The 15,310-nt window shown below is 67.7% G+C and carries 17 protein-coding genes; 9 read left to right on the top strand and 8 right to left on the bottom strand.

The window, feature by feature from the left end; translation table 11 throughout:
* Nucleotides 1–57: 57 nt before the first annotated feature.
* Nucleotides 58–786 carry a metalloendopeptidase gene (locus ACV4UZ_RS16160; protein WP_491601814.1) on the top strand — a complete coding sequence of 243 codons (729 nt, stop codon included), beginning with the start codon at nucleotides 58–60 and terminating at the stop codon, nucleotides 784–786.
* 55 nt (nucleotides 787–841) lie between these two features.
* Here the strand turns inward: ACV4UZ_RS16160 and ACV4UZ_RS16155 are convergent, their stop codons facing one another.
* Entirely contained in the window at nucleotides 842–1,249 is a 408-nt protein-coding gene (locus ACV4UZ_RS16155) for a bacteriohemerythrin (RefSeq protein ID WP_491601813.1), read from the bottom strand.
* Nucleotides 1,250–1,296: 47 nt separating this feature from the next.
* Nucleotides 1,297–2,064, bottom strand: coding sequence for a DODA-type extradiol aromatic ring-opening family dioxygenase (locus ACV4UZ_RS16150; protein ID WP_491601812.1), 768 nt, complete (start codon nucleotides 2,062–2,064; stop codon nucleotides 1,297–1,299).
* A gap of 91 nt (nucleotides 2,065–2,155) precedes the next feature.
* Between ACV4UZ_RS16150 and ACV4UZ_RS16145 the strand changes: the two genes are divergently transcribed.
* Nucleotides 2,156–3,085, top strand: coding sequence for a LysR family transcriptional regulator (locus tag ACV4UZ_RS16145; protein ID WP_491601811.1), 930 nt, complete (start codon nucleotides 2,156–2,158; stop codon nucleotides 3,083–3,085).
* Here ACV4UZ_RS16145 and ACV4UZ_RS16140 read toward each other — a convergent pair.
* Nucleotides 3,063–3,254 (bottom strand): hypothetical protein, encoded by a 192-nt coding sequence (locus tag ACV4UZ_RS16140; protein ID WP_491601810.1) that lies wholly within the window; start codon nucleotides 3,252–3,254, stop codon nucleotides 3,063–3,065. The two genes, ACV4UZ_RS16145 and ACV4UZ_RS16140, sit on opposite strands and share 23 nt — an antisense overlap.
* Before the next feature lie 53 nt (nucleotides 3,255–3,307).
* On the opposite strand from ACV4UZ_RS16140, the gene ACV4UZ_RS16135 reads away from it, so the two are divergent.
* Complete coding sequence (locus tag ACV4UZ_RS16135) at nucleotides 3,308–4,072, top strand: SPOR domain-containing protein (protein ID WP_491602431.1); 765 nt, start codon at nucleotides 3,308–3,310, stop codon at nucleotides 4,070–4,072.
* On the opposite strand, the gene ACV4UZ_RS16130 is transcribed toward ACV4UZ_RS16135, so the two are convergent.
* Nucleotides 4,073–5,038: a glycosyltransferase family 2 protein gene (locus ACV4UZ_RS16130; RefSeq protein ID WP_491601809.1), complete on the bottom strand. Its 966-nt coding sequence runs from the start codon at nucleotides 5,036–5,038 to the stop codon at nucleotides 4,073–4,075.
* Nucleotides 5,039–5,197: 159 nt separating this feature from the next.
* Between ACV4UZ_RS16130 and ACV4UZ_RS16125 the strand changes: the two genes are divergently transcribed.
* Genes ACV4UZ_RS16125 through ACV4UZ_RS16115 form a run of 3 tightly spaced genes read left to right on the top strand, consistent with a single transcriptional unit; the run spans nucleotide 5,198 to nucleotide 8,477 of the window.
* The gene (locus ACV4UZ_RS16125; RefSeq protein ID WP_491601808.1) at nucleotides 5,198–5,557 is read left to right on the top strand and encodes a copper resistance CopC family protein; all 360 of its coding nucleotides are present in this window, start codon (nucleotides 5,198–5,200) and stop codon (nucleotides 5,555–5,557) included.
* Nucleotides 5,558–5,569: 12 nt separating this feature from the next.
* Nucleotides 5,570–7,159: a copper resistance D family protein gene (locus ACV4UZ_RS16120; RefSeq protein WP_491601807.1), complete on the top strand. Its 1,590-nt coding sequence runs from the start codon at nucleotides 5,570–5,572 to the stop codon at nucleotides 7,157–7,159.
* Between the two features lie 22 nt (nucleotides 7,160–7,181).
* Nucleotides 7,182–8,477, top strand: coding sequence for a TAXI family TRAP transporter solute-binding subunit (locus tag ACV4UZ_RS16115; protein WP_491601806.1), 1,296 nt, complete (start codon nucleotides 7,182–7,184; stop codon nucleotides 8,475–8,477).
* A gap of 155 nt (nucleotides 8,478–8,632) precedes the next feature.
* On the opposite strand, the gene ACV4UZ_RS16110 is transcribed toward ACV4UZ_RS16115, so the two are convergent.
* Both ACV4UZ_RS16110 and ACV4UZ_RS16105 read right to left on the bottom strand, forming a co-directional pair.
* Nucleotides 8,633–9,178, bottom strand: coding sequence for a dihydrofolate reductase family protein (locus tag ACV4UZ_RS16110; protein WP_491601805.1), 546 nt, complete (start codon nucleotides 9,176–9,178; stop codon nucleotides 8,633–8,635).
* A 3-nt stretch (nucleotides 9,179–9,181) separates the two neighbouring features.
* The gene (locus ACV4UZ_RS16105; RefSeq protein WP_491601804.1) at nucleotides 9,182–10,957 is read right to left on the bottom strand and encodes an HD domain-containing phosphohydrolase; all 1,776 of its coding nucleotides are present in this window, start codon (nucleotides 10,955–10,957) and stop codon (nucleotides 9,182–9,184) included.
* Nucleotides 10,958–11,147: 190 nt separating this feature from the next.
* Here ACV4UZ_RS16105 and ACV4UZ_RS16100 point away from each other — a divergent pair, with 190 nt between their 5' ends.
* From ACV4UZ_RS16100 to ACV4UZ_RS16090, 3 genes are all read left to right on the top strand, one after another.
* Nucleotides 11,148–12,662 carry a UbiD family decarboxylase gene (locus ACV4UZ_RS16100; RefSeq protein WP_491601803.1) on the top strand — a complete coding sequence of 505 codons (1,515 nt, stop codon included), beginning with the start codon at nucleotides 11,148–11,150 and terminating at the stop codon, nucleotides 12,660–12,662.
* Nucleotides 12,663–12,758: 96 nt separating this feature from the next.
* Nucleotides 12,759–13,226, top strand: a complete 468-nt coding sequence (locus ACV4UZ_RS16095) for a TNT domain-containing protein (protein WP_491601802.1) — start codon at nucleotides 12,759–12,761, stop codon at nucleotides 13,224–13,226.
* Nucleotides 13,227–13,359: 133 nt separating this feature from the next.
* Nucleotides 13,360–13,836, top strand: coding sequence for a TNT domain-containing protein (locus tag ACV4UZ_RS16090; RefSeq protein ID WP_491601801.1), 477 nt, complete (start codon nucleotides 13,360–13,362; stop codon nucleotides 13,834–13,836).
* A 138-nt stretch (nucleotides 13,837–13,974) separates the two neighbouring features.
* On the opposite strand, the gene ACV4UZ_RS16085 is transcribed toward ACV4UZ_RS16090, so the two are convergent.
* On the bottom strand, nucleotides 13,975–14,415 hold the full coding sequence (locus ACV4UZ_RS16085) for a nucleoside deaminase (RefSeq protein WP_491601800.1): 441 nt from the start codon (nucleotides 14,413–14,415) through the stop codon (nucleotides 13,975–13,977).
* Nucleotides 14,415–15,191 carry an FCD domain-containing protein gene (locus ACV4UZ_RS16080; protein WP_491601799.1) on the bottom strand — a complete coding sequence of 259 codons (777 nt, stop codon included), beginning with the start codon at nucleotides 15,189–15,191 and terminating at the stop codon, nucleotides 14,415–14,417. Before ACV4UZ_RS16080 ends, ACV4UZ_RS16085 begins: the two co-directional genes overlap by 1 nt.
* Nucleotides 15,192–15,310 lie beyond the last annotated feature (119 nt).

The following is a 15,310-nucleotide window of genomic DNA, read 5'->3' as shown; positions in this document are numbered from 1 at the left end:
GTTTGCCCCCGGACTCGGCATTTGACAGAATCCCCCATTCCTGCGGGGTAGGGGTTCATGGACGTTCAGAGACTCGCCAAGGTGCTGGCGCTTGCCGCCTCGGATAACGATGCCGAGGCCCTGCACGCCCTGCGCACCGCCGGGCGGCTGCTGGAAGCGGCCGGGCTGGACTTCGTCGCCCTGGCCTCCCGGCTGGCGGACGGCGGGCCGGTGGTCAGCGCCACCCGGCTGGAGGATTTGGAAGACACGGTCTTCGACCTGCGCAACGAAGTCCGCCATCTGCGCTCCGAGAACGAGAAGCTGCGCCAGGGCGGTCCGGCCGGAGCCGGGGGTGGGGGCGGGCTGGCCGCCGCCGCCCAGGACGTGGCGCAGGCCATCCGCCTCAAGGCGGAACTGGACGCATTGCGCGAGACCCTGGGGGCCGAGAAGCACCGCGCCGATGCCGCCCAGGCGGCCGAATGCGCCCTGCGGGCCGATCTTGCCCAGGCCATGGAACTGGCCGGGCGCCTTTCCGCTCAATTCGACGCCCTGAAGGGCCGCGCCGACCGCCTCGAGGCGGAGAACCGCCGCCTCGGCCTGGTGGCCGCCGCGCTGAAGGCGGAACTGGACGAGCGCATCGCCGACCAGAGCCATCCCCTGCCGCCGCCTCTGCCGGCGGCGGTTCCCCCGGTTCCGGCGCCGGTGGTTCGGGCCGAGCCGTCACCCCGGCGCGCCGGCGCCTCCCCGGCGCCCGCCGTCCGCCGGGGCAAGGCGGGTGGGCCGGTCAACCAGTACGCCCTGTTCTGACCAAGGCAACGGGCGTTCAGACCGCTCGCGCCTCGCGATGACAGGTCGGTTCGTATCACCCCGCCGGGTGGTTCTCGGCGAAGGGGCGGTAGCGCAGATCCTTGCCGATGATGTGGCGCATCAGCCATTTGGACAGGAAGTCCAGGGTCTCCGACGCGGTCACCGAGGCCGGGTTGTCGAGATGGCGGGCGCGCATCTCCAGCACCTCCTTGACCATGGCGTGGTGCACCGCCTGATGCTCCTCCAGGTCGGGATAGGCGCAGGCCGCCAGCAGCTTCTCCTCCTCGGCGAAGTGATAGCGGGTGTAGTCCAGCAGATCGGCCAGGACGCCATCGACGGCGCTGGTGGCGTCGCCGCTCATGGCGTCGAACACCTGGTTGATCAGCTCCACCAGCTTCTTGTGGTGCTGGTCCATGCGGGCGACGCCGACGCTCAAGTTCTCCGTCCATTGCAGATAGGCCATGCCGCTCCCCCGTTTAACTTTGATCAAGTCTAACATGGGGGAGGCGGCTAGCGGAATCCATAGGCGTCCATGGCCAGCACGCCGGAATCCACGTCCCGGTGCAGGCGGCGGGCCTCGCCATGGGCGGCGGCGCCCAGGGCGACGAAGAACGGCAGGATGTGTTCCTCGGTGGGATGGTTGCGTTCAGCGTGGGGGGCGCGGGCGCGGTAATCCAGCAGGGCGGCCACGTCGCCCCGCTCCGCCGTTTCGGCCAGCCAGCCGGTGAACTCCGCCACCTCGGGCTCGATCTCCGCCTCCACCTTGCGCCGGTAGTAGTCTTCCAGATTGTGGGTGGCGGCGCCCGAGCCGATCACCAGCACCCCCTCGGCCGCCAGCGGCGCCAGACGGCGCCCCAGGAAGTAATGATGCGCCGCTCCCGCCCGGGGCTGCACCGACAGCGGCACCACCGGCACGTCGGCCTCGGGCCACATCAGGCTCATCACCGACCAGATGGAATGGTCGATGCCGGCGCCGGGATCACGGCGGCAGGACGGACCCAGCCGGTCGGCGGCCCGCGCCGCCACCGCCGGGGCGCCGGGGGGCGCGTAGTCCAGCTGGTACAGCTCCGGCGGAAAGCCGTGGATGTCGTTGACCTTGTCCGGCCAGGCGGCGAAGCCGACCACCGGTTCGGGCGTCTGCCAGTGGGCCGAGACGGCGATGACCGCCGGCGGCTTGGGGCTGGTCCGCCCCAGATCCATGAGGAAGCGGCGGGTGGGGGTGTCCTCCAGCACCATCATGGGCGAGCCGTGGGACAGGAACAGGGTGGTGAAGTCCATGATCTTTCCTCCGATGGGGAAAGAATAAGCTTTTCGCCCTCTCGGCAACAATGCAGGATGATTTAAACATATTGTTGTCCATGAGGCATCGATGACGCCCCGCTTCGAAACCATCCTCGCCTTCGTCCGGGTGGCGGAAACCGGCAGCTTCTCCGAGGCGGCGCGGCGCGTCGGCCTGTCGAAATCCATGATCAGCCGCCAGGTCTCTGCGCTGGAGGCCGATCTGGGGGTGCGGCTTTTGCACCGGACCACCCGTTCGCTGTCGCCCACCGAGGCGGGGCGCGCCTATCTGGAACGCTGCCAGCGCATCCTGGCCGACCTGGACGAGGCCAACCTGCTGGTCAGCCACCTGCAGGCGGTGCCGCGCGGCCGGCTCCGGGTCAGCGCGCCTTTGTCCTTCGGCATCGGGCACCTGTCCGCCTGCCTGCCCGGCTTCCTGGAGCGCTATCCCGAGATCGAGCTGGAGATGGGCTTCACCGACCGCCACGTGGATCTGGTGGAGGAAGGCTGGGACGTGGCGGTGCGCATCGGGCGGCTGGCCGATTCCTCGCTGATCGTGCGGCGCCTCGCGCCGGTCCGCCGGCTTGCGGCGGCCTCGCCGGCCTATCTGGCGCGGCGCGGCACTCCCGCCCGTCCCGAGGACCTGGCCGGTCACGACTGCCTGACCCACGGCAACGCGGTGCATGCGGAATGGCGCTTCGTCGGCGATGACGGCAAGGCCATGCAGGTGGAGGTCAAGGGGCGCTTCCACGCCGACAACGGCGACGTGCTGCGGGACATGGCGCTGGCCGGGCTGGGGGTCGTGCTGCTGCCCAGCTTCTTTCTCGGCGACGCCATCCGCGCCGGAACGCTGGTGCCGCTGCTGGAACGGCACGTGCCGCTGGATTCCTCGCTCAACGCCGTCTATCCCCACGGCCGCCACCTGTCGCCCAAGGTCCGCGCCTTCGTCGATCATCTGGCCGGCACGTTCGGGCCGGAACCCTATTGGGACCGGGGCATCACGGAACCAGCCGCCAGGTGACCCCCTCGGCGGGAGAGGGCGAGGCCGGCGGAGACGGGCGGCGGCGGGCGGCGGCGGCGATCCAGGCGGCGGTCAGCGACGAGAGGGCGGCGAAGGGTGCCCGGGCGCCGTCGAGAACTTCCAACAGCGTGGCCCAGTCGGTAAGGTCGATGCGGATCGTGTCGTCCATGGAAATTGAACCAAAACGGTGATTGCCTGATGCAGATTACCCAGTTTGAACGGATGCGCTCTGTGAACTCCTACGCAAAAGGCGAAAATTTTCGACGTCTTGCGGCGATCGCGATCCTGGCCCTGCTGGCGGCCTGCTCTCCGGCGCCCGAGCCCATGCAGACCGTCCGCGACCACTATTTCTACGGCGGACTGGCGGCGTTCCACGAGGACATGCATGCCGAGGCCGCCCGCCAGTGGCAGCGCGCCGCCGAGCTGGGCGACGGCGAGGCGGCCCGCAACCTGGGCCACCTCTACCGCCAGGGCCTGGGGGTGGAGGCGGACGGCCACATCGCCGCCGCCTGGTATCAGGTGGCCGCCGATGCCGGGGTGATCAGCGCCGAGTACAATCTGGGCATGCTCTATCTGCGGGGCGGGCCGGGCCTGCCGGTGGACAAGGAACAGGGCATGGCGCGGCTGGGCAAGGCGGCCGCCGCCGGCTATATCCCGGCCAGGGCCGAGATCGACCGCCTGGCGGCGCTGCCGGCGCCGGAACCGCCAGCCGTCGAGGCGCCTCCCTCTCCTCCGGCGGTGGCGGCGGCTGTTCCCGCTCCCGCTCCGACGCGCATGCAGATCGGTTCCTACCGCACCAAGGCGGCGGCCGAGCAGGACTGGAAACGCCTGCGGCTCAAGGGGCTGACTCCCGAGATCATCGCCAACAAGGTCGAGGGGCAGGGGCGCTGGTACCGCCTGGTGGCGGTGGGGCCGGCCGAGGCCATCGAGGCCTTCTGCGGCAGCGCCGCCGCCAGGGGCATGTCGTGCTGGTCGAGGACGCGGTGATCAGCCCTGTCCGTCCGGCTCGTAGAGCTGGCGGACGATGAACAGCGGGCGGCCCTTGACCTCGTCGAAGACCCGGCCGAGATAGTCGCCGATGATGCCCAGCGTCAGTAGCTGGATGCCGCCCAGGAACAGCACCGACATCAGGATGGATTCGTAGCCGGGCACGTCGATGCCCCAGATCATGGTGCGGATCAGGCGGAAGACGATGTAGAGGAAGGCCAGCGACGAGATCGCGGCGCCCACCCAGCTCCAAACCTTGAGCGGGAAGTTGGAGAACGAGGTCAGGCCGTCGAAGGCGAAGCGCAGCAGTTTCCATGAATTGAACTTGGTGGTCCCCGCCGCCCGCTCGCCCTGCTTGTAGACGATCTCGGTCTGGCGGTAGCCCACCCAGGCGAAGATGCCCTTCATGAAGCGCGAGCGTTCGGGCATGCGGTTGATGGTCTCCACCACCTTGCGGTCCATCAGGCGGAAATCGCCCACCTCGCGCGGCAGGCGCACGTCGGACAGGTGGTCGAACACCCAGTAGAAGCCCTTGGCGAACAGCTTTTCCGAAACGCTTTGGCCGGTACGGGCGTCGCGCCGCGCGAACACCACCTCGAAACCGTCGCGCCACTTGGCCAGCATGTCGGCGATGGCCTCGGGCGGGTGCTGCAGGTCGGCGTCCATGGGCACCACCGCCAGGCCCCTGGAATGGAACAGGCCGGCCGACAGCGCCTTCTCCTTGCCGAAATTGCGCGACAGGTCGATGACCCGAAGGCGGGCCTCGCCCTTCTGCACGTCGAGCAGGCGGTCCAGGGTGTCGTCCTTCGAACCGTCGTTGACGCAGATCACCTCGAAGGGCACGCCCAGACCCTCGAGCACCGGAAGCAGCCGGGCGAACAGCAGGGCGACGTTCTCCCCCTCGTTGTAGCAGGGAATGACCACCGACAGGGTGGGGGGCGAAATCGGTCGCGCATTCGCGGTCATGGGCATCCGTCCGGCAAGGTCGTTTCTCCAAGCATGTCACCATGGAGACAAAGGAGCAACGCAGCTTTGCAGGCGAATACTATGCTGCCCACTTGCCTGAAGCGCTTGTCCATGGCACGGTCCGGCCGATACTTTCGACCGTTCCGGGACCTTCGTCCGATGATCCGATCCGTGCTGTTTGCCCTGTTGCTGGCCGTGGGGGTGCTGACCGCCAGCGATGCCCACGCCCATGCCGTCCTGGTGGACTCCACCCCGCCGGCCGATGCCGAGGTGGTGGGGGCCAAGGTGGAGTTCCATCTGCGCTACAACAGCCGTATCGACGCCCGGCGGTCGCGCCTGTCGCTCAAGGGGCCCGGCGGCTCGCGGATTCTGCCGCCGGTCCAGGGCGCCAACGAGGCCGAGCTGGTCGCCCGCGCCGAGGGGCTGGCCCCCGGCCGCTACATCCTGTTCTGGGACGTTCTGTCGGTGGACGGTCACGTCAGCCGCGGCCAGGTTGCCTTCCTGACCATCGCTCCTTAAGGGCGCGCCGCCATGCTGACCACCCTGCCTCCCGACATTCTCGCCTTCTTCGCCGTCATCCTGCGCGGCCTCCATCTGACCGCCCAGTCGGTCATTTTCGGCGGCGTGCTGTTCCTGCTGGGCTTCACCCGCCCGCTGGCTCCAAGGCTGGGCGGCCGCGCCCTCGCCATGGAGCGCACCGGCCTGGCCTGGACCGCCCGGAGCGGTCTCGCCCTGGCGGTGGTGGCCGGCCTTTCCATCTTCGCCAATCTCGCCCAGTTGGTGGCCGGGCTGGAGATTCAGCTGGCCGACGCCATGGGGGCGGATTTCGTCCAGTGGTACGCCATCATGGCGATGACCGCCCTCGCCCTGGCGGTGACGGCGCGCATGGGGGCCAATCCCGCCCAGGCTCCGTCGCTGGCCCTGCTGGCGCTGATGGTGCTGGGCGCCTCGGTGATGTCCAGCCACGCCTTCGCCCGGGTGGAGGAGCGGGAGTACTACATCCTGGCCGGCGCCCTGCACCAGGCCGGCGCCTCGCTGTGGATCGGCGGCATTCCCTTCATGCTGCTGGCGCTCGCCCATGTGACCGCCTCCAAGGACCGCCTGATGGTGGGCATCCGTTTCTCGCACCTGTTCACCGGGGCGGTGGGGCTGCTGCTGCTGGGCGCCGCCATGCTGGCCTGGGGCTACATCGCCACGCCGGGCGCCCTGATCGGCACCGCCTACGGCATCATGACCGGGGCCAAGATCACCCTGCTGGCGGTGCTGCTGTTCCTGGCGGCCATGAACCGCAAGTCCACCCGCTCGGAAGCCGAGGACAAGGGCCAGTTCCGCCTGCGCCGCTTCGCCGAGGTGGAGATCGGCATCGGCATCACCGTGCTGATGATCGCCGCCTCCATGGCCTCGCAGCCGCCCGCCGCCGACCAGACCCAGCATCAGGCGACGGTCATGGAGATCGTCGAGCGCATGGCCCCCACCCGGGCGCCGCGTCTGGTCAGCCCGGATTCCTCGACGCTGACCCAGGTGGGCATGGAGAAGTCCCAGGCCACCGAGATCGCCGACAAGATGTGGTCCGAGTTCAACCACAACTGGGCCGGCATCTTCGTCCTGGCCATGGGCCTGGGCGCCATCGCCAACAGCATGGGAATGCGGGCCGCGCGGCACTGGCCGCTGCTGTTCCTGGTGCTCGGCGCGGCGATCATCATCCGTTCGGACCCGGAAAGCTGGCCCATCGGCCCCAAGGGCTTCTTCGAGGCGCTGGAGGACCCCGAGGTGTTCCAGCACCGGGTGGTGGGGCTGCTGCTGTTCCCCTTCGGCCTGTTCGAATGGGGGGTGCGCACCGGCCGCCTGAAGAGCGAGCGCGCCGCCCTGGTCTTCCCCATCCTCTGCGCGGTGGGGGCCGGGTTGCTGCTGGTCCACAACCATACCCTGACCGACGTCAAGGAGCGCTTCCTGATCGAGTTCAGCCACATTCCCATGGGCCTGTTCGGCGTCATGTCGGGCTGGCTGCGCTGGCTGGAGATCAGGGGTGACGGCAGGGCGAAGCGCATCGCCGGCCAGCTTTGGCCGCTTTGCTTCTCCATGGTCGGGCTGCTGCTGATCTTCTATCGCGAGCTGCCGTAGGACAGGGTCAGGAGCAGGGACCATGCGCAACCGCACGACCATCCTGCTCCTCTCCCTGGCGACCGTGGCGCTGTCGGCGGCGGCGGCGGGTGTCGCCGCCTACTGGTACGTCAAGCCCACCGTGGTCACCATGGCGGTTTCCCCCGAGCCGTCGCCCGAGTACAGCTTCGCCCGCAAGCTGGCCGAGGTGCTGGCCCAGAACCGCTCGTCCATCCGGCTGGAACTGGTGCCCGCCGAAGGCGGCCAGCAGGGCATGTCCCGGCTGGCCCAGGGCGGGGTGGACCTCGCCCTGGTGCGCAGCGACGACCGCCGCGTTCCGCCCATGGCCCGTTCCGTCGCCGTCCTGGAAGAGCAGGTCCTGCTGCTGATCACCCCCGCCAAGAGCAAGGTCCGGTCGCTGGCCGATCTGGAAAAGCGGCGGACCGTGGTGATGGACCGTGATGGCCGCAACGAGGCCCTGTTCCGCCGCCTGATGGAGCAGTACCGCCATGACGGCCGCGCCGCCGCCGTCACGGCGGTGCCGCCGGGAACGCCGCTGGCGCCGTTGCTGGGGCCGGGCGGCGGGGCCGACGCCGCCATCCTGCTCCTGCCGCTGTCGCGGCTGACCGGGGCGGAAGGCTTCGCCACCCTGGAACGCGACCTCAAGGGCTATGCCGTCCACGCCATCTCCGACGCCAAGGCGCTGGAGCGCAAGATTCCCGGGCTCTACGCCGAGATCATCGAGGCCGGGTTGCTGTCGGGCTCGCCGCGCATTCCCGAGGAGGATCTGGACACCGTGGCGGTGCAGCGCCTGCTGGTGGCCCGCGCCAAGCTACCCGAGCAACACGTGGTGGAGCTGATGCGCGCCCTGTTCGAGAACGGGCGCCAGCTGGTGGTGGAGCAGACCTTCGCCACCCGCATCGAGCCGCCCTCCACCGAGAAGGTGGCGCTCATCGCCATTCATCCCGGCGCCCAGCAATATGTCAGCGGCGAGGTCCAGACCCTGTTCGACCGCTATGCCGACGTGGTCTTCATCGGGCTCTACGCCGCCGGCATCGTGGGGTCGGGCGCCGCCGCCCTTTACGGCATGGTGTTTCGCCGTCCCCCCGTCCATGCCGGCAGCCGCGCCCATGCCCTGGCGGCGCTGCGCGAGCGGGCGCGGGCCGCCCGCGACGGGGGGGAACTGGACGCCGTCGAGGCGGAGATCGAGGCGATTCTGGACGGCGTGCTGTCGGGACTGGCCGACGGCGCCATCTCGCCGCGCGGCCTGGAAGGCTTCCGCCTCGCCTATGACGCGGCCCGCGACGCGGTGGCGGCGGCCCGGCGCACGTTGAGCTAGAGGTTTGTCCGAGTTTGGCAGAATCGATGCCGCTTCCTCGTCCGTCACCCCGGCCTTGAGCCGGGGGCCAGGGGGGTAACCTCAAACGTCATCCTGGGCGATTCCTGGGTCCCGGGTCGAGCCCGGGACGACGAGAGAAAGTGCTTCAGCTTAAATCAGACAGACTTGCCCACCACGTAGCTGAGGCGCACCACGCCGTTGATATAGGTCTTGGCCCCCAGCAGGGTCATGCGGCCGGTATGGTCGCTGGGCTCGAACAGCCGCCGGCCCCGGCCCAGCAGGGTGGGCATGACGAACAGGTCGAAATGGTCGATGGCGCCCAGGTCGAGAAAGGCCCGGAGCGCCTTGGCCCCGCCCGCCACCCAGACGTCGCCGGCGGACGTCTCCTTCAACTCGGCCACCAGCTGGGCGAGATCACCGACCCAGGGCTCGACGTTGTCGGGGGCGGTCTCCATGGACCGCGACGTCACCACGATGCAGCGCTTGTCCGAATGCGGCCAGTGCCCCATGGCGTGCAGGTGCTCGTAGGTGGTGCGGCCCATCACCACCGTGCCGATGTGCTCCATGAACTCGTCGAAGCCGTAATCGATGGCGTCGAAGGGCTTCAGCCAGGCGATGGAGCCATCGGAATCGGCGATGTAGCCGTCCAGGCTGGCGGCGATGTAGGCGCGGAAACCGATGTTCGCGGAGTGAAGGGGCATCCCCTATTCGGCCGCCTTGGGCAGGTAATTGGCGACGTCCACCTGGTCCACCTGCTCGGGCCGCAGATACTTCTCGGCGTAGTCCTTCCAGACGCCCGACGTCAGGAACAGCTCCCACAATTCCTTGTCGATGTGCTGGTCCTTGACCATGAACGACATGATCTTGAGGGATTCCGACAGGGTCTTGGGCTTCTTGTAGGGGCGGTCGGCGGCGGTCAAGGCCTCGAAGATGTCGGCCACCGCCATCATGCGGGCGGGCAGCGACATCTCTTCCCGCCTCAGGCCCTTGGGATAGCCGGTGCCGTCCATCTTTTCATGGTGGCCGCCGGCCCATTCGGCGACGCGGGCCAGATTCTTGGGGAAGGGCAGGGCCTTCAGCATGAAGATGGTCTGGACGATGTGATCGTTGATCTTGAAGCGGTCCTCGGCCGTCAGCGTGCCGCGGCCGATGGCCAGGTTGTAGAGCTCGCCCAGATTGTAGCGGTTCTCCAGCGGCTTCATCTTGAAGCCCTCGGCATCGTAGCGGGCGGTGTCCACGTTGATCTCGTGGGGAATGACGTGCCAGTCCTTGTCGGCCAGCATCTTCTCGACCACCGGCGGCTTGGGCTCCTCGCCGGTCCTGCGCCGCATCTCGTCGATGGACAGGCCCATTGTGTCGTCGAGCGTCCGCACCCAGGTGCGCTCGGCGATGGCGTTCAGGCGCTCGACCTTGTCGGGGGCCATGAATTCGCCGCCCACGTTGCACTCGGCCACGAAGGCGAAGTCGGCATCCAGCCGGGCCAGGTCCTCGTCCATGCGGGCCTTCAGCGTCTCGGCCTTCTCCTCGCCGGCCACCAGGCCCTCCAGGTAGGTGATCACCGCGTCGCGCTTGGCCACCTCGAAGCGCATGCGCACCTCGTGGATGCGGTTGTAGATGGTCTCCAGCTTGGTGGCCTTGTCGACGATGTATTCCGGCGTGGTCACCTTGCCGCAATCGTGCAGCCCGGCGGCCACCTCCAGCTCGTACCACTCGTCCTCGGAGAGCGAGAAATCGGCGAAGGGGCCTTCGGTCTGCTCGCAGGCCTTCTCGGCCAGCATGAAGGTGATGGCCGGCACCCGGTGGCAGTGGCCGCCGGTATAGGGGCTCTTGGCGTCGATGGAGCCGGCGATCACCTGGATGAAGCTCTTGAACAGGTTCTTCTGGGCCTCGATCAGGCGCTGGTTGTCCAGCGCCACCGCCGCCTGGGAGGCCAGGGCCTCGATCAGCGGCGTGATGTCGGGGCCGAACTCGACGATGCGGTTACGGCCGTCGCGGGCGTTGATCAGCTGCAGCACGCCGATCACCTCGCCCTCGTAGTTCTTCAAGGGCACGGTGAGGAACGACTTGGAGCGATAGCCGGTCTTGGCGTCGAAGGCCTTGGTGCCGCTGAAATCGTACCTGTCCACGTCGTAGGCGTCGGCGATGTTGACCGTCTGGCCGGTGATCGCGCACGAGCTGGAGACGTTCTTGTGGTTGGCGTTGCCTTCGTCGTCATAGAGCCTGAGCGGCGGAAACGGGATGGGCTTTCCCGTGGTGCCGCCCATGGCGATGTTCAGCGTGTCGTTGAGCATGATCTCGAAGCGCAGGCCATCCTTGGCTTCGGTCATCAGGTAGAGGGTGCCGCCATCGGCGTTGCACATGCTCTTGGCCCCCTGAAGGATCTTCTCCATCAGGCGGTTGTGATTGCGTTCGGCCGAGAGCGCGATGCCCAGCTCGATCAGTGTCCGGTAACGCTCTTCCTTCTTATGTACCGAAGCCATAGGCGTCTATCCCCTTAGGGTAGATCGAGTGATAACCCTAGATCAGACTACGCCGATTCCAGCGTGCCGTGAAGTCGGGTGAGAACACTACAATACGTCACATATATGTCGTTGTCTTATCTGGGTGATGTGCCCCTTGACGGCAAGACGGGATCGTACTCCCCTGTGGGCCGGACGGAAGGAGAGCCCCATGCCCTACGAATCCCTGCGCGACTTCATCGCCCGCCTGGAAAAGGCCGGACGGCTGAGGCGGGTGAGCGCGCCGGTGTCGCCCCATCTGGAAATGACCGAGATTCAGACCCGCCTGCTGGCCGAGGGCGGCCCGGCGGTGCTGTTCGAGAACGTGGTCAGGGCCGACGGCTCGAAATATTCCATGCCGGTGCTGGTCAACCTGTTCGGCACGGTGGAGCGCGTCGCCTGGGGCATGGACCGCGAGCCGCACCAGCTGCGCGAGGTGGGCGAGACCCTGGCCTTCCTGAAGCAGCCGGAACCGCCCGGCGGCTGGCGGGAAGCCCTGGAACTGCTGCCGCTGGCCAGGACGGTGATGTCCATGCGGCCCAAGACCGTGTCGTCGGCGCCTTGCCAGCAGGTGGTGCTGAAGGGCGACGACGTGGACCTCTCCCAGCTTCCCGTTCAGGGCTGCTGGCCGGGCGAGCCGGCGCCGCTGATCACCTGGCCGCTGGTGGTGACGCAAGGCCCCAACCCGGCCGAGGACAAGCGCGACCACTTCAACCTGGGCATCTACCGCATGCAGGTGACGGGGCGGAACACCACCCTGATGCGCTGGCTGAAGCACCGGGGCGGAGCCCAGCACTTCCACCGCTGGTGCAAGGAAGGCAAGGGCCCCATGCCGGCGGCCATCGTGATCGGCGCCGATCCCGGCACCATCATCGCCGCCGTCACCCCGGTGCCCGAGACCTTGTCCGAGTACCAGTTCGCCGGGCTGCTGCGCGGCAAAAAGCTGGAACTGGTCGATTGCAAGACGGTGCCCCTGAAGGTCCCGGCCGAGGCCGAAATCGTGCTGGAAGGCCACGTCATGCCCGACGAGACGGGACCGGAAGGCCCCTATGGCGACCACACCGGCTATTACAACTCGGTGGAGGACTTCCCGGTCTTCCGCGTCTCGGCCATCACCATGCGCAAGGACCCCATCTACCTCTCCACCTTCACCGGACGGCCGCCGGACGAGCCCAGCGTGCTGGGCGAGGCCCTGAACGAGGTGTTCATTCCCTTGCTGGCGCAGCAATTCCCGGAAATCGTCGATTTCTGGCTGCCGCCCGAGGGCTGCTCCTACCGCATCGCCGTGGTCAGCATCAAGAAGGCCTATCCCGGCCACGCCAAGCGGGTGATGTTCGGGGTGTGGAGCTTCCTCAAGCAGTTCATGTACACCAAGTTCGTCATCGTGGTCGACGACGACATCAACGCCCGCGACTGGAAGGACGTCATGTGGGCCATCTCGACCCGCATGGACCCCGCCCGCGACATCACGGTGGTGGAGGGCACCCCCATCGACTACCTGGACTTCGCCAGCCCGGAATCGGGCCTCGGCGGCAAGCTGGGCCTGGACGCCACCAACAAATGGCCGCCGGAAACCCACCGCGAATGGGGCGTCAAGCTGCACATGGAGTCCGAGGTGGTGGAGCGGGTCAGCCGGCGCTGGGCGGAGTACGGCCTGCCGGGCAGCGGGAAGCCTATCTGGCGGTGAGTTTCTTTTCGCGCATAATGTGAATTGGTTGTAAGTGCGTGACACATATCGCCATTTGATTCATGATGTCTCCCGTCAACAGGGGAGAATGGTTTCATGCGTCGTCTGTCGTTCCTGGCGGTGTTCGCCGCTTTTGTGCTGCTGGCCGGCCCGGCCTGGGCCGATTGCACCTCGCCGGAAGTCCGTTCCGATATCGCCGCCAAGTGGAAGGACGGCAACGGCAATCTGGTATGGCCGCCCAATGACGGGGCGGCCGGAGCCATCACGCCCGTGGTGCTGGCCCCCGGCATGGTCATCGACCGCTTCGGCTGCGAGGGCGGCAATTACTTCAGCCCCAGGGGCGCCGCCTTCGCCGCCCGCGCGCTGCCCTATGTCTGCGCCACCGCACCTTACTTCACCTACCGGGTGGCGCGTCCGCTGCTGGCCTGGACCGCCAAGGCGGCGCCATGGTTCGACCAGAAGGGCGGCGCCACCCAGTTCCAGACCGACGCCAGCGTGGCGCAGCTTCTGGCCGACGGGGTGATCGAGACGGTTGCCGCCGCCCGGCCGGCTTGCGGCAAATAGCCCCCGTCGCCGGTTGGGCGTGGCGACACAAGTTCTGACAAGTCGCTACATTATATGGTTGTATGCGCGGTGACGCCGATCGCCATTCAGGTCATAGTTCCTCCCGGGAATGGGCCGGGGGGAGAGATGTGCCATGCGCGTGCGGTTACTTCTGGCGGCGGCCGGACTCGTCATGCTGGGGCAGCCGCTTTCTGCCGGCTCGGCCCATGCCGAGTGTAGCGAGGGGGCCATTCGCCCCGACATTTCCAGCCGCTGGAAGGACGGCCAGGGCAACCTGCGCTGGCCCACCCAGGAATGGAGCACCGAGATCACCGTCACGGTGATTCTGCCGCCGGGCATGGTGATCGACCGCTTCGGCTGCGACACGGGAAAGCAGTTCAGCCCGCAGGGCGTCGCCTATGCGTCGCGGGCGCTGCCCTATGTCTGTTCCGCCGCGCCCTATGCCAGCTATCGCGTGGTCAGGCCTCTGGTGGCCTGGTCGGGCAAGGCGGCGCCGTGGTTCGACCAGAAGGGTGGCGCGCCGCAATTCCGCACCACGGTCACCGCCGCCGAATTGCTGGCCGACGGGACGATCGAGCGGATCGAGGCGGGGCGGCCGTCCTGCGGATAGGGTCTGTCGGATTTAAGTGGAATCGGTTCTCCGTTCCCATCACCCCCGGGCTTGACCCGGGGGCCCATGGATGGCCGGGTCAAGCCCGGCCATGACGAGATAAAGAGGCGCTTCAATTTAACTCGTCCAGACTCTCGTTCAGCGTCGCTCGGCGAAGAAGCCCTTGAGCAACTCCGCCGAGCGGCTTTCCTCCAGCCCGCCATAGACCTCCGGGCGGTGGTGGCAGGTGGCGTGGTCGAAGACCTTGGCGCCGTGCTCCACTCCGCCGCTCTTGGGGTCGTAGGCGCCGAAATACAGCCGCCGCACCCGGGCCAGGGAAATGGCCGCCGCGCACATGGGGCAGGGCTCCAGGGTGACGTAGAGGTCGCACTCCTCCAGGCGCTTTTCCCCCAGGAAGGCGGTGGCGGCGCGCAGCGCCAGCATCTCGGCGTGGGCGGTGGGATCGCCCAGTTCCTCGACCCGGTTGCCGGCCCGGGCGATCACGGTTCCGTCCCGGACCACCACCGCGCCCACCGGCACCTCGCCGCGCTCGCCGGCGGCTTCGGCCTCGGCCAGGGCCAGGGCCATGAACCCGGCCATCAGCGCTTGGCCGCCACCAGATCGGTCTTGGCGATGCGGCGCAGGGACACTTCCAGCCGGGCGTCGGCCTTGGCGATCTCCATCAGGGCGTCGCGGGTGAAGTCGATATGGGCCTCGGCGGCCGCCTTGGCGGCGTCGGGGTCGCCGGCCATCACCGTCAGGTAGACGGCGCGGTGCTGTTCCAGCAGCAATTCCCGCACGCCCTGGCGCTGGTACAGCTTGGCGCGGTTGTAGAACACGTCCTTGCGCAGCATGTCCGACAGCGAGCGCATGATGTGCAGCATCACCAGATTGTGCGACGCCTCGTAGACCGCCAGGTGGAAGTCGGCGTCGGCCTCGGCCTCGTCGGTGGAATCGTCCTGGCCGTGGGCGGCCTCCATCTTCTCGAAGCACTCGCGGAGCAGGTCGCGGTCCACGTCGGTGCCGCGCAGCGCCGCGAAATAGGCGGCCGAGCCCTCGACGAAGCGGCGGAATTCCAGATAGTCGAAGGTGGTCTCCGGCCTGGACGCCAGGGCGGAATACAAAGGCTCGGTGAAGCCCTCGCCCAGCAGGGGGGCGACGTAGGTGGCGCCGCCGCGTCCCGATTTCAGCAGGCCGCGCTTTTCCAGCTTCTCCAGCGCCTCGCGCAAGCTGGGGCGCGACACGTCGAAGCGCTGGGCCAGCTCGCGTTCGGCCAGCAGGCGTTCCCCTGGCCGCAGGCTGCCTTCGAGGATAAGCTGTTCCAAATGGTCGGCGATGGTATCGGCCAGCTTGGCCGGCCTGATCGGTTCCGTCATGTGCTGCCCTCTGTGTGATGGTTTTGTCTACCTTCACCTTCCGCTCATGTAAAGCCGCCTCTGATTAATGGTAAGCTCAAAGCTCCTGTTTACAAGGCTGGTAAAAAGATTTATCCAGC

This window comes from Paramagnetospirillum sp. (assembly GCF_058402745.1).
The sequence above is the reverse complement of the archived record's forward strand: the minus strand, read 5'-3'. Positions and strand labels throughout refer to the sequence as shown.